Origin of the sequence: Massilia sp. MS-15, from assembly GCF_020176695.1 — a bacterium.
Lineage (GTDB): Bacteria > Pseudomonadota > Gammaproteobacteria > Burkholderiales > Burkholderiaceae_D > Telluria > Telluria hydrophila.
This window is the reverse complement of record NZ_JAIWIA010000042.1, coordinates 59,211-81,151: the sequence shown is the minus strand read 5'-3', so window position 1 is coordinate 81,151 and position 21,941 is coordinate 59,211. Positions and strand designations below refer to the sequence as shown.

Annotated in this window: 20 protein-coding genes and 1 riboswitch; of the genes, 13 read left to right on the top strand and 7 right to left on the bottom strand. The window is 67.5% G+C overall.

Going from position 1 to position 21,941, the window contains the following annotated elements; translation table 11 throughout:
* The first annotated feature begins 4 nt into the window (after positions 1 to 4).
* From galU to LCI23_RS16995, 3 genes are read left to right on the top strand one after another with little or no spacing between them, the layout of a single operon-like run.
* Positions 5 to 892 carry a UTP--glucose-1-phosphate uridylyltransferase GalU gene (galU, locus tag LCI23_RS17005; protein ID WP_224947639.1) on the top strand — a complete coding sequence of 296 codons (888 nt, stop codon included), beginning with the start codon at positions 5 to 7 and terminating at the stop codon, positions 890 to 892.
* The gene (gene def / locus LCI23_RS17000) at positions 889 to 1,425 is read left to right on the top strand and encodes a peptide deformylase (protein ID WP_224947638.1); all 537 of its coding nucleotides are present in this window, start codon (positions 889 to 891) and stop codon (positions 1,423 to 1,425) included. Before galU ends, def begins: the two co-directional genes overlap by 4 nt.
* Positions 1,425 to 1,913: a hypothetical protein gene (locus tag LCI23_RS16995; RefSeq protein ID WP_224947637.1), complete on the top strand. Its 489-nt coding sequence runs from the start codon at positions 1,425 to 1,427 to the stop codon at positions 1,911 to 1,913. The genes def and LCI23_RS16995 overlap by 1 nt, the downstream gene beginning before the upstream one ends.
* A gap of 6 nt (positions 1,914 to 1,919) precedes the next feature.
* Here the strand turns inward: LCI23_RS16995 and LCI23_RS16990 are convergent, their stop codons facing one another.
* Positions 1,920 to 3,692, bottom strand: coding sequence for a DUF885 family protein (locus LCI23_RS16990; protein ID WP_224947636.1), 1,773 nt, complete (start codon positions 3,690 to 3,692; stop codon positions 1,920 to 1,922).
* Between the two features lie 305 nt (positions 3,693 to 3,997).
* Between LCI23_RS16990 and LCI23_RS16985 the strand changes: the two genes are divergently transcribed.
* From LCI23_RS16985 to LCI23_RS16975, 3 genes are read left to right on the top strand one after another with little or no spacing between them, the layout of a single operon-like run.
* Positions 3,998 to 4,306 (top strand): hypothetical protein, encoded by a 309-nt coding sequence (locus LCI23_RS16985; RefSeq protein ID WP_224947635.1) that lies wholly within the window; start codon positions 3,998 to 4,000, stop codon positions 4,304 to 4,306.
* Positions 4,307 to 5,776 carry an ATPase domain-containing protein gene (locus LCI23_RS16980; protein WP_224947634.1) on the top strand — a complete coding sequence of 490 codons (1,470 nt, stop codon included), beginning with the start codon at positions 4,307 to 4,309 and terminating at the stop codon, positions 5,774 to 5,776. It begins immediately after the preceding gene.
* 8 nt (positions 5,777 to 5,784) lie between these two features.
* Positions 5,785 to 7,134, top strand: coding sequence for an ATP-binding protein (locus LCI23_RS16975; protein WP_224947633.1), 1,350 nt, complete (start codon positions 5,785 to 5,787; stop codon positions 7,132 to 7,134).
* Here LCI23_RS16975 and LCI23_RS16970 read toward each other — a convergent pair.
* Together LCI23_RS16970 and LCI23_RS16965 are read right to left on the bottom strand one after the other, a co-directional pair.
* Positions 7,131 to 8,351 carry a pyridoxal phosphate-dependent aminotransferase gene (locus tag LCI23_RS16970; RefSeq protein ID WP_224947632.1) on the bottom strand — a complete coding sequence of 407 codons (1,221 nt, stop codon included), beginning with the start codon at positions 8,349 to 8,351 and terminating at the stop codon, positions 7,131 to 7,133. The genes LCI23_RS16975 and LCI23_RS16970 overlap by 4 nt on opposite strands.
* Before the next feature lie 161 nt (positions 8,352 to 8,512).
* Entirely contained in the window at positions 8,513 to 10,027 is a 1,515-nt protein-coding gene (locus LCI23_RS16965; protein WP_224947631.1) for a peptide MFS transporter, read from the bottom strand.
* 179 nt (positions 10,028 to 10,206) lie between these two features.
* Here LCI23_RS16965 and LCI23_RS16960 point away from each other — a divergent pair, with 179 nt between their 5' ends.
* Both LCI23_RS16960 and LCI23_RS16955 read left to right on the top strand, forming a co-directional pair.
* The gene (locus LCI23_RS16960) at positions 10,207 to 11,226 is read left to right on the top strand and encodes an amidohydrolase family protein (RefSeq protein WP_224947630.1); all 1,020 of its coding nucleotides are present in this window, start codon (positions 10,207 to 10,209) and stop codon (positions 11,224 to 11,226) included.
* 177 nt (positions 11,227 to 11,403) lie between these two features.
* On the top strand, positions 11,404 to 13,800 hold the full coding sequence (locus LCI23_RS16955; RefSeq protein WP_224947629.1) for a TIM-barrel domain-containing protein: 2,397 nt from the start codon (positions 11,404 to 11,406) through the stop codon (positions 13,798 to 13,800).
* A gap of 13 nt (positions 13,801 to 13,813) precedes the next feature.
* Here LCI23_RS16955 and LCI23_RS16950 read toward each other — a convergent pair whose 3' ends face one another.
* Both LCI23_RS16950 and xth read right to left on the bottom strand, forming a co-directional pair.
* On the bottom strand, positions 13,814 to 14,437 hold the full coding sequence (locus tag LCI23_RS16950; protein WP_224947628.1) for a LysE family translocator: 624 nt from the start codon (positions 14,435 to 14,437) through the stop codon (positions 13,814 to 13,816).
* 73 nt (positions 14,438 to 14,510) lie between these two features.
* Positions 14,511 to 15,314: an exodeoxyribonuclease III gene (gene xth, locus LCI23_RS16945; RefSeq protein WP_224947627.1), complete on the bottom strand. Its 804-nt coding sequence runs from the start codon at positions 15,312 to 15,314 to the stop codon at positions 14,511 to 14,513.
* 166 nt (positions 15,315 to 15,480) lie between these two features.
* Between xth and LCI23_RS16940 the strand changes: the two genes are divergently transcribed.
* The 4 genes from LCI23_RS16940 to LCI23_RS16925 are packed head-to-tail and all read left to right on the top strand — an operon-like array spanning position 15,481 to position 18,512.
* Complete coding sequence (locus LCI23_RS16940) at positions 15,481 to 16,311, top strand: ABC transporter substrate-binding protein (protein WP_224947626.1); 831 nt, start codon at positions 15,481 to 15,483, stop codon at positions 16,309 to 16,311.
* A gap of 24 nt (positions 16,312 to 16,335) precedes the next feature.
* A complete protein-coding gene (locus tag LCI23_RS16935; protein ID WP_224947625.1) occupies positions 16,336 to 17,031 on the top strand; it encodes an amino acid ABC transporter permease in 696 nt (231 codons plus the stop codon).
* Between the two features lie 19 nt (positions 17,032 to 17,050).
* Complete coding sequence (locus tag LCI23_RS16930; RefSeq protein ID WP_224947667.1) at positions 17,051 to 17,743, top strand: amino acid ABC transporter permease; 693 nt, start codon at positions 17,051 to 17,053, stop codon at positions 17,741 to 17,743.
* A 28-nt stretch (positions 17,744 to 17,771) separates the two neighbouring features.
* Positions 17,772 to 18,512 carry an amino acid ABC transporter ATP-binding protein gene (locus LCI23_RS16925; RefSeq protein ID WP_224947624.1) on the top strand — a complete coding sequence of 247 codons (741 nt, stop codon included), beginning with the start codon at positions 17,772 to 17,774 and terminating at the stop codon, positions 18,510 to 18,512.
* On the opposite strand, the gene LCI23_RS16920 is transcribed toward LCI23_RS16925, so the two are convergent.
* Positions 18,509 to 18,727, bottom strand: a complete 219-nt coding sequence (locus LCI23_RS16920) for a DUF488 domain-containing protein (RefSeq protein WP_224947623.1) — start codon at positions 18,725 to 18,727, stop codon at positions 18,509 to 18,511. The two genes, LCI23_RS16925 and LCI23_RS16920, sit on opposite strands and share 4 nt — an antisense overlap.
* Positions 18,728 to 19,060: 333 nt before the next feature.
* Positions 19,061 to 19,148, top strand: a riboswitch (cyclic di-GMP riboswitch).
* An 81-nt stretch (positions 19,149 to 19,229) separates the two neighbouring features.
* Here LCI23_RS16920 and LCI23_RS16915 point away from each other — a divergent pair.
* Positions 19,230 to 21,011, top strand: a complete 1,782-nt coding sequence (locus tag LCI23_RS16915; RefSeq protein ID WP_224947622.1) for a S8 family serine peptidase — start codon at positions 19,230 to 19,232, stop codon at positions 21,009 to 21,011.
* 60 nt (positions 21,012 to 21,071) lie between these two features.
* On the opposite strand, the gene LCI23_RS16910 is transcribed toward LCI23_RS16915, so the two are convergent.
* Positions 21,072 to 21,821, bottom strand: a complete 750-nt coding sequence (locus LCI23_RS16910; protein ID WP_224947621.1) for a PEP-CTERM sorting domain-containing protein — start codon at positions 21,819 to 21,821, stop codon at positions 21,072 to 21,074.
* Positions 21,822 to 21,941 lie beyond the last annotated feature (120 nt).

Genomic DNA, 21,941 nt, shown 5'->3' with positions numbered 1-21,941 from the left:
CCGTATGACACTCATTCGCAAAGCCGTCTTCCCCGTCGCCGGCCTCGGCAGCCGCTTCCTGCCCGCCACCAAGGCGCAGCCCAAGGAAATGCTGCCGATCGTGGACAAGCCCCTGATCCAGTATGCCGTCGAGGAAGCGGTGGCGGCCGGCATCACCGAGCTGGTCTTCATCACGGGCCGCAACAAGCGCGCCATCGAAGACCATTTCGACAAGGCCTACGAACTCGAAGCCGAGCTGGAAGCGCACGGCAAGCAGGCCCTGCTCGACGTGGTGCGCGGCGTGATCCCGAAGAACGTCAACTGCATCTACATCCGCCAGCCGGCCGCCCTGGGCCTCGGCCACGCGGTGCTGTGCGCGCGTCCGGTGATCGGCAACGAGCCATTCGCGGTGCTGCTGGCGGACGACTTCATGGACACCGATCCGGGCACCAAACCGGTACTGGCCCAGATGACCGAGCTGTATGCCTATGAGCGCTCGAGCATCCTGGCGGTGCAGGACGTGCCGCGCGAGCACACCCGCCAGTACGGCGTGGTCAGCGCCTCGAGCTACCGTGAGGGGCTGGAGCTGGTCTCCGGGATCGTCGAGAAACCGGCGCCCGAAGTGGCTCCATCGACGCTGGCCGTGGTCGGGCGCTACGTGCTGTCCGGCTCAATCTTCGGTCACCTGGAAAACCTCGGCACCGGCGCCGGCGGCGAGATCCAGCTGACCGACGGCATCGCCTCGCTGATGCGCGCCGAGCGCGTGCTGGCCTACCGCTATGCCGGCCGGCGCTACGACTGCGGCTCCAAGCTGGGCTACCTGCAGGCGACCCTGGCCATGGGCTTGAAGCACCCGGAGACGGCCGAGGGGCTGCGCGCCAGCCTCGACGCACTGCTGGCGGCGGCGCCATGAGCGTGCGCGCGATCCTGCGCATGGGCGACCCGCGCCTGCTGCGGGTGGCCGAGCCGGTGCGCGCCTTCGACACGCCCGCGCTGCACGCCCTGGTGCAGGACATGTTCGACACCATGCATGCGGCCAACGGTGCCGGGCTGGCGGCGCCGCAGATCGGCGTCAACCTGCAGCTCGTGATCTACGGTTTCGCCAGGAACGGCCGCTATCCGGATGCGCCGCCGGTGCCCGAGACGGTCCTGATCAACCCGGTGCTCACGCCGCTGTCGGACGACATGGAAGAGGGCTTCGAGGGCTGCCTGTCGGTGCCCGGGCTGCGCGGCAGCGTGCCGCGCTACACCAGGCTGCACTACGAAGGCGCCGACCAGTACGGCCGGCCGGTGGTGCGCGATGCCGAGGGCTTCCATGCGCGCGTGGTGCAGCACGAAGTGGACCACCTGCACGGCATCCTGTATCCGATGCGGATCCGCGACTTTTCCCGCTTCGGCTTCACCGAAGTGATGTTCCCCGATCTCGACCCGAAAGCCGACGACTGATGCGTCCTTCCTCTATTGCGCTGCTGCTGGCCTGCTGCGCGCCGCTGGTCCAGGCCCAGGAGGGCGGGCTGTTCACGAAGATCGAGGCCGCCCCGGCCAGCGAATTCTGGCTCGACACCGGCTTCGCCACCGCCCACTTCGACAGCGACAAGGACCTGAACGGCGCCAACAAGGGCCTGGGCGCGGAATACCGTTTCAGCGGCACCATGGCGGCCACCGCCGGCCGCTTCTACAACAGCGACCGGCGCTGGTCGAACTATGCAGGCCTGATCTGGCAGCCCTACGCGCTGGGGCCGGTGCGCCTGGGCCTGGCGCTGGCCGCCTTCGACGGCTACCCGAAGATGCGCGACGGCGGCTGGTTCCCGGCGGCGATCCCGACCCTCACCTACGAGTACGGGCGGGTCGGCCTGAACCTTGGCATCATTCCGAGCTACCGCGACCGCCTGTACGGCGGCATCTCGTTCCAGCTGAAGTTCAGGTTGCGCTGAGCACGTTCACGGCGCCGCCGGATACGGACTGGGTCCGCCGTCCGCGATGAAGGCGTCGATCCGCTGCTGCAGCACCGGCAGCGGCACCGAGCCCAGTTGCAGCACGGTGTCGTGGAAGTGGCGGATGTCGAATGTCGGGCCCAGGGCCTGTTCCGCCCGTGCGCGCGCTTCCTGGATCGCCATCTGCCCCAGGTAGTAGGACAGCGCCTGGCCCGGCCAGGAAATATAACGGTCCACTTCCGTTTCCACCTCGTGCCTGGCGAGCGCCGTATTCTCCATCAGGTAGGCCTGCGCCTGCTCGCGGGTCCAGCCCTTGGCGTGGATGCCGGTGTCGACCACCAGGCGCGCCGCGCGCCAGGCCTGGTAGCTGAGCATGCCGAAGTGCTCGTAAGGCGTCTCGTAGATGCCCATCTCCACACCCAGGCGCTCGGCATACAGGGCCCAGCCTTCGCCGAAGGCCGAGATGTAGGCGCGGCGGAAGGGCGGCACGCCCTTCTGTTCCTGGGCCACCGGCATCTGGAAGGCATGGCCCGGGGCCGATTCGTGCAGCGTCAATGCCGGCAGGCTGTACAGGGGACGCGCGGGCAGGTTGTAGGTGTTGACCCAATAAGCGCCGGGGCCGCCGCGGCCGGCCGTGTAGAAGGGCGCCTGGTCATCCGCTACCGGCAGGATCGCGAAGCGGCGCCGCGGCAGGTAGCCGAAGTACTGGTCGGCCTTGGCGTCGAACTTCTTCGCGGTCCAGGCCGCGTGCATGAGCAGTTCCTTCGGCGTCTTCGCGTAGAACTGCGGGTCGGTGCGCAGGAACTGCAGGAAGGCCGGCAGCTCGCCCTCGAATCCGGCCTGCGCCATGGTCGCGTGCATCTCGGCGCGGATCCTGGCCATTTCGGCCAGGCCGATGGCGTGGATCTGTTCGGCGCTCAGGCGGGTGGTCGTGTATTCGAGGATCTTCGACTGGTAATACGCTTTCCCGCCGGGCATGCTCTCGGCCGCCAGGGTGGTGCGCGCCCGCGGCAGGTATTCGTTGCGGAAGAAGCTTAGCAACTTCGCATAGGCCGGCTGCACCGCCTCGCGGATCAGGGTCGCCGCATGCGCCTTCAGGGCATCCTGTTCGGCCGCCGGCAGCGAGGACGGCATGTTCCTGAACGGCGTGAAGAACACCGTGTCCTCGGCCTTGCGCGCCTCGGCTACCGACACCAGCGCGATGTCGCGCCCGGCCAGGGTTACCCGCGGCGGTGTGAAGCCGCGCGCCAGGCCCGCGCGCATGTTCGCGGTCTGCTGGGCGAAGTGATCGGGCAGGGCTTCCAGCAAGCGCAGGTAGTTGCGGTAGTCGTCCAGGCTGCGCAGCGGGCGCCGCGCGGCGTAGCTGGCGTCGGTCCAGAATGCGCTGTCGGCGTTGACCGGCTGCTCGTATTCGCGGAAGCGCTGGGCATCGAGCAGGGCCGCGATCTGGGCGCGGTAGACGGCATGGTTGAGCCGCTCGGCGGGCGACAGCGCGTCCGGCTGGAGCGCATCGAGTTCGGCCAGGATGCCTTCCCAGTAGGCGCGCCGCGCCTCCTGTGCCGCCGCGTCGACCCGCGCCAGCGCCGGGCTGACGCCGCTATCGTTCGGCTCGCGCGCAAGGCGCTGGGCGATGCGCCACTGCCACTCCTTCGTATGGATCGCCTGGAACCGGAGGTCGGTGGTGGACGCGTCCGCGCCGGCAGCCGTGGCCGGCTCCAGCGCAATGCAAAACAGGATGCACACCGCCGGCAGGGCGGAAACCAGCTTCTTGATGTTCATGGTAACCCGACGTGGATGAGCGCAAAGGCGCGGCGATATGTATCTTAGCGGGAATACTTGTTTGACGCCGTAAAAAGACATGGGAAGAAAATTGCAAATCGGTCAGCGTGCCAAGCCTCCCAAGCTATAATGTGGCTTGTACGGTCGACCCTGTCGATGCCCCGTGTCGGGACATCGGCCACGCACACTGGCATGAATTGTTCCTCAATACAACCACGATGACTAGCAATGGCATGCCGGCACAGCTTACCGCTAGCTCCGCCTGGCTCTCGCCATGGCGGCGTATCGCGCAGCATTTGTGCCCCTTGATCGGCGAAAGCGGCTTTTGTGCTTTGTTCGGCCGTGCCTGCCACGTGGTGGGTCCCGAGCATGCATGGATGGTCCCGCCGCAGCCTTGCCGCTCGCCCGAGCAGCTCTTTACCGCGCTGCAAGAACGCCTGGCCTCGGTCGACGCCGCGCGCGCGAGCGCAGCCAATGAGGCCTTGCTGCGCACCTTCACCCAATTGCTTGCCACGCTGATCGGTGAGGGGCTGACCGAGCGCCTGCTCGCGTCGGCAACGACCACTGCGGAATGTGCCGCAGGCCAGCAGACGCATGCACAGGAGCAGAAATAGATGAGCGACAAAGTAAGCTTGGGGAAATTGAAAACTGGTGTACCCGGGCTCGATATCCTGCTGGGTGGTGGCCTGAATGAGTTTTCGTTCAACATGATCACCGGTTCTCCGGGTTGCGGCAAGACGACCATGGCGCACCAGATCATGTTTGCGCTTGCCAGTGCGCAGCGGCGCGCGCTGTTCTTCACCGTGCTGGGCGAGCCGCCGCTGAAGATGCTGCGCTACCAGCAGCAGTATTCCTTCTTCGACATGGACAAGGTCGGCAGCGTGATCCGCTATGTCAACCTCGCAGGCGACCTGCGCGCCGGCGATTTCAACGGCGTGCTCGAGCGTATCACGCGGGAAGTCGAGGACTTCGCCCCCGGCCTGGTGTTTGTCGATTCCTTCCGTTCCGTGATCCAGACCGCGCGCAACGGCAACGAGGGCATGAGCGACCTGCAGCACTTCGTGCAGGAACTCGGCACCCGCATGACCAGCTGGATGGCGACCACCTTCCTGATCGGCGAATACCAGCACGACGATACCGAGACCAATCCGATCATGACGGTGGCCGACGGCATGATCGCGCTGAGCCAGCAGACCGAACGCGATGCCAGCGTGCGCAAGATCCGCATCGTCAAGATGCGCGGCCAGGCCCACATGAGCGGTACGCACAGCTTTCGCATCACTGATGACGGCCTGCGTGTCTACCCGCGCCTGCTGCCGCCCCTGGCTGCCGACCGGTTGCCGGGCACGGCGGTCGATGCCAATCCGCGCCGCATCCCGACCGGCACCCCCGGCCTGGACGAACTGCTGCACGGCGGCCTTCCGCAAGGCCATTCGCTGCTCGTCATCGGCCCGACCGGTTCCGGCAAGACCATCCTCGGCACCCGCTTCCTGCAAGTCGGCGTCGCGTGCGGCGAGACCGGGGTACTGATGTGCTTTGAAAAAGGCACCTCGCGCCTGCGCAACGCCGAACTGGCAACCATGGTCCAGTCCGGGCGGGTCAGCGTGGTCGAGAGCCGGATGGTGGACCTGACCCTCGAGGAACTGGAAGACGAGCTGATGCAGGCTATTGCGCGCAGCAGCGCCAGCCGGGTGGTCATCGATTCGCTGTCGGAACTGTCGCTCTACCTGGCGCCCGAGTGCCGGCGCGACCTGCGCGACGGGGTGTTCCGCCTGCTTTGCAGCCTGGCCAAGCGCGGGGTATCGGCCCTGGTGACCATCGGCCTCGACGAACACGCGTACAACATGAACTACACCCGTCCCGACATGGCGTATATCACGGATGCGATGGTTGGCATGCGCTACGCCGAAGTCGATGGCCAGGTGCGCAGGTACATGGCAGTGGTCAAGGTGCGTGGCAGCAGCCATAGCCATGACGTGCGCGAGTACCGGATCACGGAGGACGGACTCGAGATCGAGCCGATTGCAGCGCCCGTCGACGGGGTACTGTTCGGGTCCGCCTACCGCGCTGGTCCGGACGAATGAGAACGGGCATGGGAACGTTTGACGACGCGCACGGCGGATCCGGCCAACGTTCCCAGGCAGACAGGGAAGCGCTGCAGGCGCGCATCGCCGCGCTCGAGGCCGAGCTGTCACATGCGCGCATCCTGGCGCGCGAACGCGAACGGCTGGAACTGCAGGTCGAGCAGCTGCGCGAGGCCAACGAGCACCTGGTGATGGCGACCGTCAGCGCGCAATCGCTGCGCGACCTGGCCGAGGCGACCAACCGCCGCCAGACCGAATTCCTCGCCATGCTGGCGCACGAGCTGCGCAATCCGCTGGCGCCGCTCAGCATGTCCGCCAGCCTGCTCGTCAGCCTGGGCGGGGGCTCGCCCCAACTTGCCCAGGTGGCGGGCGTGGTGCGGCGCCAGGTCGACCACATGGCACGCCTGCTGGACGACCTGCTCGATGCCGCCCGCATCAGCAGCGGCAAGATCACCCTGGCCCTGCGGCCGCTTGCGCTGGCCGAGGTGCTCGACCAGGCGCTCGAAACGGTCGCGCCACGCATCCGCGAGCGCGGTCAGCGGCTGGCGCTGGAACTGCCCGGCGAGCCGCTCGCCATCGACGGCGATCCGGTGCGCCTGACCCAGGTATTCGCCAACCTGCTCGGCAATGCCTCCAAGTACACGGGCGATGGCGGCCGCATCGCGCTGCGTGCGTGGCGCGAGGAGCAGCAAGCGGTCGTCCGGCTCAGCGACGACGGCGCCGGCATCGCCCTCGACATGCTGCCGCAGATCTTCGACCTGTTCATCCAGGGCCCGCGTTCGCTGGCCCGGTCCGAGGGCGGCCTCGGGATCGGGCTGAACGTGGTGCGCAACCTGGTTGGCATGCACGGCGGGACGGTGGTCGCCGAGAGCGACGGGGAGGGGCGCGGCAGCAGCTTCACGGTGCGCCTGCCGCTGCTGCGCGGCGCGCCAACGGCGCTTGAGGCCAGCGATGCGCCGGAGGCGGCGCCGCGCGCCTGCCGCATCCTCCTGATCGAGGACAACCGCGACGCCTGCGATACCTTGCGCATCCTGCTCGAACTGGCCGGGCACGAGGTGACGGTCGCCTACGATGGACATGCGGGACTGGCGGCGGCGCAGGCGCGGCCGGTCGAGGTCCTGATCTGCGATATCGGCTTGCCCGGCCTGGACGGCATGGAGGTCATCGGGCGACTGCGCGCCGGCCTTGCCTCCAGGACGCCGTTCGCGATCGCACTGTCCGGCTACGGGCAGGGCGAGGACCGGGAACGCGCGCTGGCGGCCGGTTTCGACCAGTACCTGGTCAAGCCAGCGGCGCCCGATGCCCTGCTGGCGCTGGTGGCGGGCAGTGCGGACCGCTGGCCCGCGACAGCGCGCTAGCCGAGGAAGCGCTCCAGGCGCGCCAGCGCCTCTTCGATCCGTTCCAGCCGCGTGGCGTAGGAAAAGCGCACGTGCCGCTGCGGCGCCGCCACGCCGAAGTCGTCACCCGGCACGATCGCCACGCCCGCCTCGCGCAGCAGCGACCAGGCGAAGGCGTTGCTGTCGCCGCAGTGCGGATGCGCGACCGACGCGATGTCGGCATACACGTAGAAGGCGCCGTCGGGCATCACCGGCACCGTGAAGCCGAGCGCGCGCAGGGCCGGCACCAACAGGTCGCGCCGACGCTGGAAGGCCAGCCGGCGCTCCTCGTAGATGGCAAGCGCCTCGGGCGTGAAACAGGCCAGCGCGGCTTGCTGGGCGATGGTGGGCGCGCAGATGAACAGGTTCTGCGCCAGTTTCTCGAACACCGGTACCAGCGCCTGCGGCACCACCAGCCAGCCGAGGCGCCAGCCGGTCATGCTGAAGTATTTCGAGAAGCTGTTCACGGTGATCGCGTCGGGGTCGAGCGCCAGTGCGCTCAGCGGCTTGTGGCCGTAGCTCAGGCCCTGGTAGATCTCGTCGATGATGGCAAAGCCACCACGGGCGCGCACCGCGGCCAGCATCGCGCGCAGCTGCTGCGGCGTCATCGAGGTGCCGGTCGGGTTCGAGGGAGATGCGACCAGCACGCCGCGGGTGTGCGGGCCCCAGTGCCCCTCAACGTGGGCGGCGCCGAGCTGGTAGCGGTCTTCGCTCGATGCCGGCACCAGCACCGGCGTGCCGCCGAAGCTCGCCACGAAATGCCGGTTGCAGGGGTAGCAGGGATCGGGCATCAGGACTTCGTCGCCCTCGTCCACCAGCGCCGCGCAGGCCAGCAGCAGGCCGGCCGAGGCGCCGGCGGTGACCACGATGCGGCCCGGATCGATGTCCAGCCCATGGACCGCGGCGTAGTGGCCGGAGATCGCCTCGCGCAGCTCGCGCAGGCCGAGCGAGTCGGTGTATTGGGTAGCGCCGGCCTGGATCGCCCGCATCGCGGCATGGGCGACGATCTCGGGCGCGCCGAAATCCGGCTCGCCCACGCTCATGCTGATGACGTCGGTGCCGCTGCGCTTCATGTCGCCCGCGGCCTTCACCATTTCCATGACCCGGAAGGGTTCGATGGCGTGCACGCGCTGGGCGAGCTGGAGGGCGCGCAGGGCGCGCGCAGCGGTCGGGGGAGCGGTCGGGGAAGTGGTAGGCATGCTGGCATCCGTCAAACTGGTCAGCCATGATACCGTAGGGTGGGCGGATTTTCCGCCCACGCGTTCAAGCCTGGCTGGATCAGTCAGTGCGTCTGCCCAGCCCCAAGTATCACCGCGTGGGCAGGAGACCTGCCCACCCTACGGTTCGTGGTGCTGCCAGCCTACTGATGTGCGTGGTGGGTCGCCGTCAGGCGCCGCATCAGCGGCAGCGCGGCCAGCGCGATCAGGGTACAGGCGATGGCCGCCAGGCCCAGCTTGTTGAACAGGCTGGTGTACACCGGCAGGGTCTGCAGCGGATCGCTCATCCCTTCCGGCACCGCGGCCAGGTTGGCCACCACGCCGCCCAGGTATTGCGAGATGCCGACCGCGACGAAATAGGCGCCCATCATGAAGCCGCCCATGCGCGCCGGCACGTAGCGCGCGATCATCGCCAGGCCCAGGCCGCTCACCAGCAGTTCACCCAGCGAGTACAGGCCATAGCCGGCGATCATGATCCAGGACGAGGTCAGGCCGCCCACCGCGAAGCTGCCGGCCACGCCATAGGTGAAGAAGCCGGCCGCCACCACCGCGAAGCCGAGCGCGAACTTGGCGGCGATCGAGATGTCCTTGCCGCTGCTGCCGGCGCGGGTGTAGATCCAGGCCAGCACCGGGCTCAGGACCATGATCCAGATCGCGTTCAGGGCCTGGAACTGGGCCGGCGACCAGGTCCAGAGGTGGGCGCCGAACACGGAGAATTCGAGGTCGACGTTACGCAGGGCGAACAGCGACAGCGAGGTCGACATCTGCTGGTAGAAGATGAAGAAGAACACCGTCTGCAAGGTCAATACCAGGGCCGCGATCAGGCCCGCGCGCTCGCTCGGCTGGCTGGTGCGGATCAGGTGGGCGAAGATGCCGAGTACCGCGATGCCCGCCACGTAGACGAAGGCGCGCGCCAGGCCCTGGTTTTCCAGGATGACGGCCGAGCCGGCCACCGCCAGCACGCCGCCGGCCAGCACGGCCAGCAGGCGGCCCATCTTCAGCGGCTCCGCGTCCGGCGGCGAGCCGATGTGGCCGATCGTCTTGCGCAGCAGGCCGACCGTCAGCAGCCCGACGAACAGGCCGACGCTGCACACGGCGAAGGCCACGTGCCAGCCGAGCTCGCCGCCGTAGCTGGCGTTGACGTAGTCCTTGATGGCGGGCGTGGCCAGCATCGAGAAGGTCGAGCCGACGTTGACCGCCATGTAGTAGATGGTGAAGGCGCTGTCGATCTTGGAATCGTCGCCCTCGTAGATCTTGCGCACCAGGTTGGCGGTGTTCGGCTTGAACAGGCCGTTGCCGACCACGATCACGCCCAGCGCCGAGAAGCTCATCCAGGTATTGGTGGTAGGGATCGCCATCAGGCCGTAGCCGAGGGTGAGGATCAGGGCGCCCAGGATCATGCAGCGTCGCGTGCCGAGCACCTTGTCGCCGATCCAGCCGCCGATCGCCGGCGCCACGTAGATCAGTGCGGCCGCCGCGCCCCAGACCAGGTTGGCGCGGCTGTCCGCGAAGCCGAGGCGCTGGACCATGAAATACACGATCAGGGCCTGCATGCCGTAATAGCCGAAGCGTTCCCACAGTTCGATCAGCGCCACCGTCATGAACGAGCGGGTCTGGCTCACGGGATGGGCCGCCAGTGGCGGAATATCGTTCTTCATCTGTCTCCTTGTCGATGCTGGTGTGGCGCCTGGGCCGGCGGCCTGGAACGTGCGCAGGGGGCGATGCTACGCCAGGCGCATGGAACATGCAATCTTGACAGGCGTTCGTGCCGGTGCGATAACATATCGCTTTGGCCGTTCGCGTACGGCCGGCCAGCCATTACCTGCGAGGTGTATGTATGAGGCGTCTTTCCGTTTTGCTCACGGCCACCCTGGCGCTGCTGCCGGGCGCTGCCCGCGCCGCCACGGTCGCCGGCCAGGCTGGCGCATCCGCACACGCCGTCCAGCCGCGGGCGGGCGCCGCGATGCCGCTGGCCGATCACCACCAGTACGTGTACAGCCCGGCCGCGGCGGCCTTCATGTCGACCACCGGCGCCCTGCACCCGGTCTCGGCGCGCGACCTCATCCCGCAGCTCGACGCGGCCGGTATCGGGCGCGCCGCCGTGCTGTCGGTGGCCTATGTGTACGGCCAGGCCGAGTACGCCCAGGATGCCGAGTACCGCCGCGTGCGCGCCGAGAACGACTGGGCGGCGCGCCAGGCCGCGGAATATCCGGAACGCCTGGTTGCGCTGTGCAGCGTCGATCCGCTCAAGGACTATGCGCTGGCCGAGCTGGCGCGCTGCGCCGCCAGTGCGGAGTTCGGGCGCGCGATCCGGCTGCAGCCGGCCGCCGGAGGCGTCCGGCTGGACGATCCCGAGCAGATCGAGCGCCTGCAACGGGTGTTCCGCTCGGCCAACGCGCGCGGCATCGCGATCGTGCTGCAGCTGTCCGAGACCGGCACGTCCGAGACCGGCACGTCCGAGACCGGCACGCGCGAGGCGCGCCTGCTGATCGAGCAGCTGCTGCCGCATGCGCCCAATGTGCCGGTGCAGGTGGCGTATGCGGGCGAACGCGAGGCCGGGCCGCAGCTGGCCGCGCTGGCGGTGCTGGCCGATGCCGCCGCCCGCCAGGATCCGCGCGTGCGCCACGTATGGATCGATGTCGGCGCCTTCGCCCGTCCCGGCCTGTCGCCGGCCGACGCGCGGCGCCTGGTGCGGCGCCTGCGCCAGGTCGGCATGGAGCGCGTGCTGGTGGGGTCCGACGCCGCGATCGGCAGCGCCGCCCGTCCGCGCGACGCCTGGGCCGCTTTCCGCCGCCTGCCCCTGAGCGAGGCCGAGACGGCGCGGGTCGCCAACAACGTGATGCCGTATCTGCGCTGAGTCGTGCTGGAAGTCTGACTACAGGGGCGACAGGAAGCTCGCCCGTGTCGTCTCATGCTGAGAATGCGGGTGCCGGCGTGCCCGGTCGGGTGCTGATGTAATTAAATTACATTGGCACTTTTTCATCCGGCCGAATTCTGTCATGCTCACGCATGTCCGCAACTCCATCCGAGACCCATGACGAACACCACGACCGCGCGGCTGCTTCTTGGCCTGCTCTGCAGCCCGCTTGCCTTCGCCCAGAACGCAGGACGCGAACTGCACTCCTATGCCCGCCACCAGGACACCCTGGAACTGCGCACGGGCGACGGGCGCTACCTGATCAAGCCGTATTCGGCACAGGTGGTCGAGACCACCTTCATCCCGAACGGCGAGCAATACGACCCGGCCTCGCACGCGGTGGTGCTGGCGCCGGTGGACGTGGGCGCCACGCTCACGGCCGGCGAGCGCCAGATCAGCTTTGCCACGCCCGGCCTGACGGTGGTGGTCGAGCGCAAGCCCTTCCGCATCAGCTACCTGTACAAGGGCAAGCCGCTGGTGGCCGAGAAGGGCGGCTATGCGCGCGCCGACAAGCTCGAGAGCATCGAATTCGCGCTCGACGGCGACGAAGCCCTGTACGGCGCCGGCGCGCGCGCGGCCGGCATGAACCGGCGCGGCCAGCGCTTCCAGCTATATAACCGGGCCGACTACGGCTATGGCAAGCGCTCGATGCTGCTGAATTACACGATGCCGCTCGCGCTGTCCTCGAAAAAATATGCGCTGCACTTCGATAATCCGCAGGTGGGCTGGCTCGACTTCGACAGCCGCCGCGACGGCACCCTGCGCTACGAGGCGATTGGCGGGCGCAAGACCTACCAGGTGGTGGCCGGCGACAGCTGGGCCGATGTCATGGCCAACTACACGGCCCTGACCGGGCGCCAGCCGCTGCCGCCGCGCTGGGCCTTCGGTAACTTCGCCAGCCGCTTCGGCTACAGGACGGAGCAGGAAACGCGCGCCGTGGTCGAGCGCTTCGCGCAGGAGAAGATCCCGCTGGACGCGGTCGTGCTCGACCTGTTCTGGTTCGGCAAGGAAGTCAAGGGAACCATGGGCAACCTGGCCTGGGACCGCGACAGCTTCCCCAACGCCGAGCGGATGATGGCCGATTTCCGCAAGCGGGGCGTGAAGACGGTATTGATCACCGAGCCCTTCGTGTTGACCACCTCGCAGCGCTGGGGGGAAGCGGTGCAGCGCCAGGCCCTGGCCACCGACGGCGCCGGCAAGCCGGCCACCTACGATTTCTACTTCGGGAACACTGGCCTGGTGGACCTGTACCGCCCCGAGGGCCGAGAATGGTTCTGGAACATCTACAAGGAGCTGAAGGCGGGCGGCGTGGCCGGCTGGTGGGGCGACCTGGGCGAGCCCGAAGTGCATCCGTCCTGGGTGCAGCATGGGCCCGATGGCGCCAAGCGCGGCGCCGACCAGGTGCACAACATCTACGGCCACGACTGGGCGCGCCTGGTGGCCGAGGGCTACCGCAAGGACTTTCCAAACGAGCGCCCCTTCATCCTGATGCGGGCCGGCTATTCCGGTTCGCAGCGCTTCGGCATGATCCCGTGGTCGGGCGACGTCGGCCGCAGCTGGGGCGGACTGCAGTCGCAGGTCGAGATCGCGCTCCAGATGGGCATGCAGGGCCTGGCCTACATGCATTCGGACCTGGGCGGCTTCGCCGGACCGATGCTGGACGACGAGCTGTACGTGCGCTGGCTGCAGTACGGCGTGTTCCAGCCGATCTTCCGCCCGCACGCGCAGTCCGATGTGGCGCCGGAGCCGGTGTTCCGCTCCGAGCGCGCCAAGGTGCTGGCGCGCGAGGCGGTGTGGCTGCGCTACGCGATGCTGCCGTATAACTACACGCTCGCCTTCGACAACAGCCAGACCGGCATGCCCCTGATGCGTCCCATCCTGTTCGAGGAGGACGAGGCCACCGCCATGGCCACCAGCTACCTGTGGGGACGCGATTTCCTGGTCTCGCCCGTGGTGGAGCCGGGCGCGACACGCCAGGAAGTGCACTTCCCGGTCAAGGACAGCGTCTGGTTCGATTTCCATACGGGCGCGCAGCACCGCGGCGGCATCACGGAAGTGATCAAGCCGGTGGACGCGCACATTCCGGTATACGTGCGGGCCGGCGCCTTCGTGCCGATGGCAAAGGTGGTGCAGAGCACGCGCGACTATTCGGCGCGCCAGATCGACCTGCACTACTACCACCACCCGAGCGTGGCGGCGGGAGAAGGGCGGATGTACGACGACGACGGCGAGACCGCCGACGCCTACGCGAAAGGACGCTACGAGATCGTGCGCTTCGCCAGCCGCCATGCCGCCGGCCGGCTCGAGATCTCGCTGCGCACCGAGACCGGCAAGGCCCAGTCGCCCCAGGAGCGCGGCTTCGCGCTGAAGGTGCACAACGTCGCGGCCCGGCCGCGTGCGGTGACGGTCGACGGGCGGCCCGTGCGCTTCGGCTGGAACGGCAGGCAGGGCATGCTCGAAGTGGCGCTGGCGCCGCGCAGGCAGCCCGCCGCGCAGGTGGTCATTACGCTATAGAGGAGGCGGCGCCTCAGCGCGCCACCATCAGGCGCAGGCCCAGCCCGACGAAGATCGCGCCCGCGATCCGGTCCAGCCACAGGCCGGCGCGCGGCGTGCGGTTCAGCCACTGGCCGACCGCGCCCGAGAAGTAGCCGAGCAGGCCGAACAGCAGCGCGGCCTGCAGCGTGAACACCAGTCCCAGCCAGGCGATCTGCCAGTTGGCGTCGCCGCGCGCGGGGACCACGAACTGCGGCAGGAAGGACAGGAAGAACAGCACCACCTTCGGATTGATCGCGTTCGCCAGCAGGCCCTTGAAGAACAGGCGGCGCGCCGGTTCGTCCGGCACGTCCAGCGCGGTGTGCGCGCCGCCACGGCTGCGCAGGGCCTGCACGCCCATCCAGACCAGGTACAGGCCGCCGGCGATCTTGAGTGCCGTGAAGGCGGCGGGCGAGGCCGCGACCAGGGCGCTCACGCCGATCACGGCCAGCAGCGTGTGGTTCAGGCAGCCCAGCGCGCAGCCGAGGCCGAAGGCGATGCCGCGCACCCGGCCCTTGGCGATGCCGACGCCCAGCACCATCATGTTGTCGGGGCCGGGCGAGAGGGTGATCAGGATGGCGGCGGTGAGAAAGCCGAGGAACTGTTCAGGACAGAGCATGGAGGGGGCGCTGGCAGGGTTGGCGGAAGAGACCACCATGGTAGCGCAAAGCGCACGCCCGGCACACCGCGGCTCAGCGGGGATGCTTCGGCTGGACGATGGCGCCAGGGTCGAGTTCGATCCAGGTCGGCGCATGGTCGCTCGGCTTTTCCTTGGCGCGCTGGAAGCGGTCGACGCCGGCGCCGCGCAGGGCCGGGGCGACGGCGGGGCTGAGCAGCAGGTGGTCGATGCGGATGCCGGCATCGCGCCCGAACGCGTTGCGGAAGTAATCCCAGAAGGTGTAGACCACCTGGTCCGGATACATGCTGCGCAGGGCATCGAGCCAGCCCTGCGACATCAGGCGTTCAAAAGCGGCGCGGGTCTCCGGCCGGAACAGGGCGTCATCCACCCAGCGCTCCGGCTTGTAGGCGTCGAGGCCGGTGGGGATCACATTGAAGTCGCCGCACATCACCACCGGCGCCCCGGTCTCGATCAGCGCCGCGCCGCGCGCGATCAGGCGCTCCATCCACGCGAGCTTGTAGTCGAACTTCGGTCCCGGCGCCGGATTCCCGTTGGGCAGGTAGAGGCCGCATACGAGCAGGCCCTGGTAGACCGCCTCGATGTAGCGGCTCTGTTCGTCCGCCGGGTCGCCCGGCAGGCCGCGCTGCAGTTCCTGGGCCGGACCGTCGCGGGTGAGGATGGCGACCCCGTTCCAGCTTTTCTGGCCGTGCCAGATCGCGTGGTAGCCCGCCTCGCGGATCGCGCTTTCCGGGAATTTTTCCTGCGGTGCCTTGAGCTCCTGCAGGCAGACCACGTCGGGCTTGCGCTGTTCGAGGTAGTCGAGCAGCGCGCCGAGGCGGGCGCCGATGCCATTCACGTTGTAGGTAACGACGAGCATGCTTTCTCCGGTCAAGGCGGTATCCTGGCGCGTACTCTAGCATGGGTGCGGGCATCAACCCGTCCTTATAGCCGAATCAGTATGTTCTTATGGCGAATGATTCGTTCGCGCGCGCAGGATGACAGCCTATACTCGCCCGATTACGGTTTTGTAGTCTGGAGCAAGCATGTTTACCCGTCGTCACCTCATCCTGGGCGCACTCGCCCTGTCCACCAGCCTGGCCGCGGGCGCCGCCCGGGCCGACCAGCTGGCCGACATCAAGAAGAAGGGCACGATGGTCTTCGGTGTCCTCGGCACCGACGAGCCGAACAGTTTCATCGATCCGAAGTCGCGCCAGCTGGTCGGCTACGAGATCGACATCGCCACCGCGGTGGCCAGGAAGATCGGCGTCAAGCCGGTGTTCAAGCAGATGTCGGTATCGAGCCGCATCCCCGAGCTGCAGGGGGGGCACGTCGATGCGCTGGCCGCCACGCTCACCCACAACAGGGAGCGCGAATCCCAGGTCGACTTCGCGCTGACCCACTTCGTCACCGGTTCCAAGGTCATGGTGCGCGCCGGCAGCGGCATCACCGCGCTGCCCCAGCTGGCCGGCAAGAAGGTCGTCACCGTACGCGGCGGCACCCAGGAAACGAATATCCGCGCCGCCGTCCCGGGCGTCGAGGTGGTGACCTTCGAGAACACCCAGCAGGCCTTCCAGGCCATGCGCCAGGGGAAGGGCGTCGCCTACGTCAACGACGAATCCTCGCTGCTGGCCGACTACGGCAAGCTGGGTCCGGCCGCGAAGGGCTTCACCATCCTGCCGACCTCGATCGGCAAGGAATCGATCGCGCTCGGCCTGCGCAAGGGCGAAAAGGGCCTGAAGGCGGTGGTCGACCAGACCCTGCGCGAACTCGAGGCCAGCGGCGCCGCCGCGCAGCTGTTCAACAAGTGGTATGGCCCGGGCACCCGCGCCAACATCGCCAAGCGCGACTTCACCATCAGCACCGACAAGATCTGATCACCGCCCGCATCGAGCATCGCCTTGCCCTTCTTCGATCCCGGCATCCTGCAGTCCGGCCAGTACCACGACTGGCTGGTGCAGGGCCTCGTCCTGTCGCTCCAGCTGACCGCCGCCAGCTTTGTCCTGGCGCTGCCGCTGGGCGCGCTCCTGGCCCTGATGCGCAGCGCCCAGGCCGCGCCGCTACGCGCGGCTGGCGCGAGCGTGGTCGAGGCGGTCCGCAACGTGCCGCTGCTGGCCCACCTGCTGTTCTGGTACTTCGCCTTTCCGGAATTGCTGCCGGAGGCCGCGCGCGAATTCCTGTACGCGCACAATCCCGAAGCCGTGTGCGCCGTGATCGCGCTGTCGCTGTACAGCGGGGTGCACATGGCGGAAGACATCCGTAGCGGCATCCGCGCCGTGCCGCCGTCGCAGCTGGAGGCGGCGCGTTCGCTCGGGCTGGGGCGCCTGGCCACGGTGCGCCTGGTGCTGCTGCCCCAGGCCCTGCGCGCCTCGGTACCCCCGCTGCTGTCGCAGACCGTCAACCTGTGGAAGGACACCAGCGTGGCCACCGTGATCGGCGCCGCCGAGATGATGTACCAGGCCGCACGCGTGGAAACCGCGAGCTTTCGCAGCGCCGAGGCGTTCACGTTCGCGACCCTGGCTTACCTCACGGTGTCGCTGCTGATCTCCCTTGCCGCCCATCTGTACCAGCGGCGCTATCCGGTGCGTCCGGCATGAGGACGATCCGATGAGCGCCATGATCGAACTGGTCGATACCTACTGGCTGTACTTCCTGGTCGGCCAGTATCCGGACGGGCCGCTCGGCGGCCTGGCCCTGACGGTGCTGCTCTCGCTCGGTGCGCTGCTGCTGGCCATGCCGTTCGGGCTGCTGCTGGGCGTGGCGCGCGTCAGCGCGCGCCGCACGATCCGCTGGCCGGTGGCGGCCCTGGTGCATCTGGTGCGCGCGCTGCCGCTGCTGCTGGTCGTGTTCTGGGTCTACTTCTTCCTGCCGGCCGTGACCGGTGTGAAGACAGGGCAGGCCACGACGATGCTGATGGTGCTGGTGCTGTTCGACGGCGTGTACCTGGCCGAGATCGTGGCGGCGGGCATGCGCGCGCTGCCCAAAGGCCAGCTGGAAGCGGCCCGCTCGCTCGGCCTCGGCTACGGGCAGGCGCTGCGCCTGGTGGTGCTGCCCCAGACCCTGCGCCGGAGCCTGCCGTCGATCGTCAGCCAGCTGGTCTCGACCATCAAGGCCACCTCGCTCGGCTACATCATCGGCCTGTCCGAGGTGTCCTTCATCGCCACCCAGATCAACACCCTGGTGTTTACCCAGGCGGTCGAGGTCTACCTGGTCCTGGCGCTGAGCTATTTTGTTCTCTGTTTCGGCCTGTCGCGCCTGGCCTTCCTGCTCGAGCGCCGCCTGCAGCGCGGCGCCGCGCAGGCGCATTGACACCCTTTATTCAGCGAGAAAGCGGAGCATGATCGAACTCGACAAAGTCAACAAGTGGTATGGCGCCGGCGCCAACCGCTACCACGCGCTGGTCGATGTCAGCGAGCGCATCGCGAAGAACGAGGTGGTGGTGGTCTGCGGCCCGTCCGGCTCGGGCAAGTCGACCCTGATCCGCACCCTCAACCGGCTCGAGGAAATCGACGGCGGCCGCATCGCCATCGACGGGCGCGACATCCATGGCAAGGGCGTGAACGTGGACGCGCTGCGCGCCGGGATCGGTTTCGTGTTCCAGCACTTCAACCTGTTCCCGCACCTGACCGTGCTGCAGAACTGCACGCTGGCGCCGGTGAGCCTGAAGCGCGCCACTGCCCGTGAAGCCGAAGCCACCGCCATGGCGCTGCTGGAGCAGGTCGGCCTGGCCCACAAACGCGATGCCTATCCCTCCGCGCTGTCGGGCGGCCAGCAGCAGCGGGTGGCGATCGCGCGTGCGCTGGCGATGCGCCCGCCCGTCATGCTGTTCGACGAACCCACCAGCGCGCTCGATCCGGAAATGGTGGGCGAGGTGCTGGGCGTGATGCGCGGCCTGGCACGGCAAGGCATGACCATGGTCTGCGTCACCCACGAAATGGGCTTCGCGCGCGAGGTGGCGGACCGCATCCTGTTCATGAGCGAAGGGCGCATCCTCGAGCGCGCCACGCCGGAGGAATTCTTCACCCATCCACAGCACCCCCGCGCGCGCCAGTTCCTGTCCGACCGCCGCCTCGGCTAGCTGTCAGCTTCGGCCGGCCTTGCCGCCTCCGCGCCTGCTGCCGCCTCTTGCGGCGGATACAGGATGCGCGTGCCGCTGGCGACGGCGAAGGGCGTCAGCACGTGCGGCCGGGTCTTGCCACGGCCGATGATGTGTTCCACCGGCACCCCACGCACGATGAGCGCATCCGCCACCAGCGAACGGTGGCAGCGCCAGGGTACGGCTTCGGCGCACATCAGCGCGCAGCGCGCGCCACTGTCCACCCTAGGTCGAGGAATTCATCGATCGGGCGGTGCGAGTGGCCGATCGTGTAGATGGGTTGCATGGGGGCGCAGACGTCGTTCACGAAGTGACATTCTCACCCATCGCCAGCCTTTCGGGCGCCGGATTGCCATGCTCAATGTAACCAGAAGTAGTTATCGAAACACAAGCTTGCCTAGAATGCAGCAACCCTGATCAGGATGACAAGCAGTGTCCATGCGGGTTCTTTACCTCTCGTGTCCATACGCAACACGATTGATTGAAACCGGTTGTCACGTGGAAATTCACCCGATATACTCGGGTCAGCTTCTGAACAAAGGCAAACTCCGCGAAAGCGGAGGACGCAAAGTCAACGGTCTAACGGGCTTCGTTCCCAACGACGGCAGGACTGCCAGAATCAATGCTTGCCGGCGCAGCATCCCGCGCCGCCTGTGATTGCTGTGCTCGCCTGCCGTGTCAACACAGGATACACAAGGCATGCACACTTTCTCTTTCGCCCTCCCCAAGACGGCCATCGCTCTCGCAGCAGCCACCCTTTCCTTCGCCAGTGCCGCGGCCCACGCCGCGCCTCCGGGTGACTTCGCACGCGGCCGCATCCTGGTCGAAGCCCGTGCCGGCCTGTCCGATGCCGACTTCGACAAGATCGTCAAAGCACATGGCGCCAAGGGCAAGCGCATTGGCCAGAGCCGCCTGCACGTGGTGCAGCTGCCGCCCGGCCTGTCGGAAGATGAGGCGGTCGCCAAACTGTCGCGCCGTCCGGAATTCAAGTTCGCGGAACTCGACCGCGAGGTGACGGTGGCGCTCGCGGTCAATGACCCTTATATCGGCAGCGCCTGGCACCTGAACAAGATCGGCGCGCCGGCGGCTTGGGACAGTGGCCTGGGCGCGGGCGTAACCATCGCCGTGCTCGACACTGGCGTGAACGTGTCCCACCCCGACCTGAAGGACCGCATTGTTCCCGGCTACAACGTGTACGACAACAACACCGACGTCAGCGACCTGTGTGGCCATGGCACGGCCGTGGCGGGCGCGGCTGCCGCCAGCACCAACAATGCGCTGGGCGTAGCCGGCGTGGCCGGCGCCGCCAAGATCATGCCGGTGCGCATTGCCTACAAGAACTCGACCGGTGGCTGTCCGGCATATTTCAGCACCATCGCCAGCGGCATTACCTACGCGGCCGACCATGGCGCCCGCATCGCCAACGTCAGCTTCGTCGGCATCGCCGGCAGTTCGGCCGTGAAGAGCGCGTCGCGCTACATGAAGAGCAAGGGCGGCCTGGTGTTCATCTCGGCCGGCAACAACAACGTCGACGAAAACGTGACACCGGACGACGCCTTCATCATCGTGTCGTCCACCGACAGCTACGACAAGAAGTCCAGCTTCTCGAGCTGGGGCAGCTTTGTGTCGCTGGCGGCGCCGGGCTCCGGCATCTGGAGCACCACCAAGTCCCTTGGCTATTCGGCCTGGAACGGTACGTCCTTCGCCAGCCCGGTCGGCGCCGGCGTCGCTGCCCTGATGATGGCAGCCCGTCCCGACCTGGATTCGGCGCGCATCGAATCCCTGCTGTTCTCGACCTCGGTCGACCTTGGCACCGCGGGCCGCGACAAGGTGTTCGGCTACGGTCGCGTGAATGCTGCCGCCGCCGTGAGCGCAGCGCGCGCCTATGCGGCCGTGGCCGATACCACGGCGCCGAGCGTGTCGATCGCCGCGCCGCTGGCAAGCAGTTCGGTATCGGGCCTGGTGCCGGTCAACGTCAACGCCAGCGACAACGTGGGCGTGGCGCGCGTCGACCTGAAGGTCAACGGCACCGTGGTCAGCACCGACAACGTGGCGCCGTACAGCTTCAGCTGGAATTCGGCCGGCGTGGCGAATGGCATGAACAGCCTGGTGGCGGTGGCATATGACGCTGCAGGCAATAGCCGCAGCTCCACGGCGGTGTCGGTGAATGTGGCCAATAGCACGACTTCGGTGGCCAGCGATATGACCGCCCCGACTGTCAAGATCAGCAATCCGGTGGGCGGCGGCAGCGTCAGCGGCACCGTCTCGGTCAGCGCGAGCGCCACCGACAACGCAGGTGCCGCAGGCATCAGCACCAGCCTGGCGATCGATGGCGTGACCAGGGCCAGCGGCAGCGGCGGTTCGCTCGCCTACAGCTGGAATACCAGGAAAGTCAGCAAAGGCACGCACAGCATCCGTTTCACCGCCCGCGATGCTTCCGGTAATACGGCAACCCAGACCATCAGCGTGACCGTGCGCTGATAGTAAAAGGGCAGGATCCCGTGTGAGCGGAATCCTGCCCCTGTTGCCGAAGCGGCCAGATCAGGCGCGACGGCGCCGGCGTGCCAGCATGCCGGCCAGGCCCACGCCCATCAGGGCCAGTACGCCAGGTTCCGGTACCGGGTTGCCGCCAGGATCACCGCCGCCACCGTTTCGCTCGAAGGCGCCGACGTACATGGTTTCGAAGCCAGCCTCGGTGCTGCCGGCGGCAAATTGCATACCGCCGTCGAGCACGCAGTCCGCCAGGTTGCCGCACAGCGCCGCAGCCATAGCGGCTTGCGCATCATCGAGGATGAAGCGGTGATTGCCCGAGTTGCCAACGCCGTTGTCGTTGGTGAGGAGGATGGGATCACCCTCATAGAAGAAGAACTGCCGCTGGTTGGTGCTTGTGTTCAGCAGGCTGAAGTAGATGTCGGTCAGGGTGGCATCGCCGCTCGGTCCCTCGTTGAGGTTGACGACCAGGCCAAGCTGCCCGGCGTCGACCAGCCCCTCGATGTCGCTCAGGCGCCAGGCATTGTTTTGAGCGTTGCCGGGGACGTTGTCACCGCCAGCCAGACCCGATGCCGCGGGGCAGGTTTCGCCAGGGGTGGCGGGACTGCCCGCGGTGTAATAAACGCAACCGGACTGGGCGTTGTTTGGACTGTTGTCCTGGATGGCGACCACGGTCTGTACGTTCCCCAGGCCGGTGCCGGTCTGGTTGGCTCCCGTTACACGGATGAGCTCTGCTGAAGCAGGCAGGGCCGCTCCCAGCAAGGCTGCACTTGCAGCCACTTTCAGAACAGTTGATTTCATGTTTTCTCTCCGAGCAATCACTTCGATATGGATGGCACGTATGCGCAGTGCATCAAGAGAGGGAGCAAGTTCTGGGCCAGCATAAATACTTTGAGCGAAATCAAAGGTCTATACCGAATC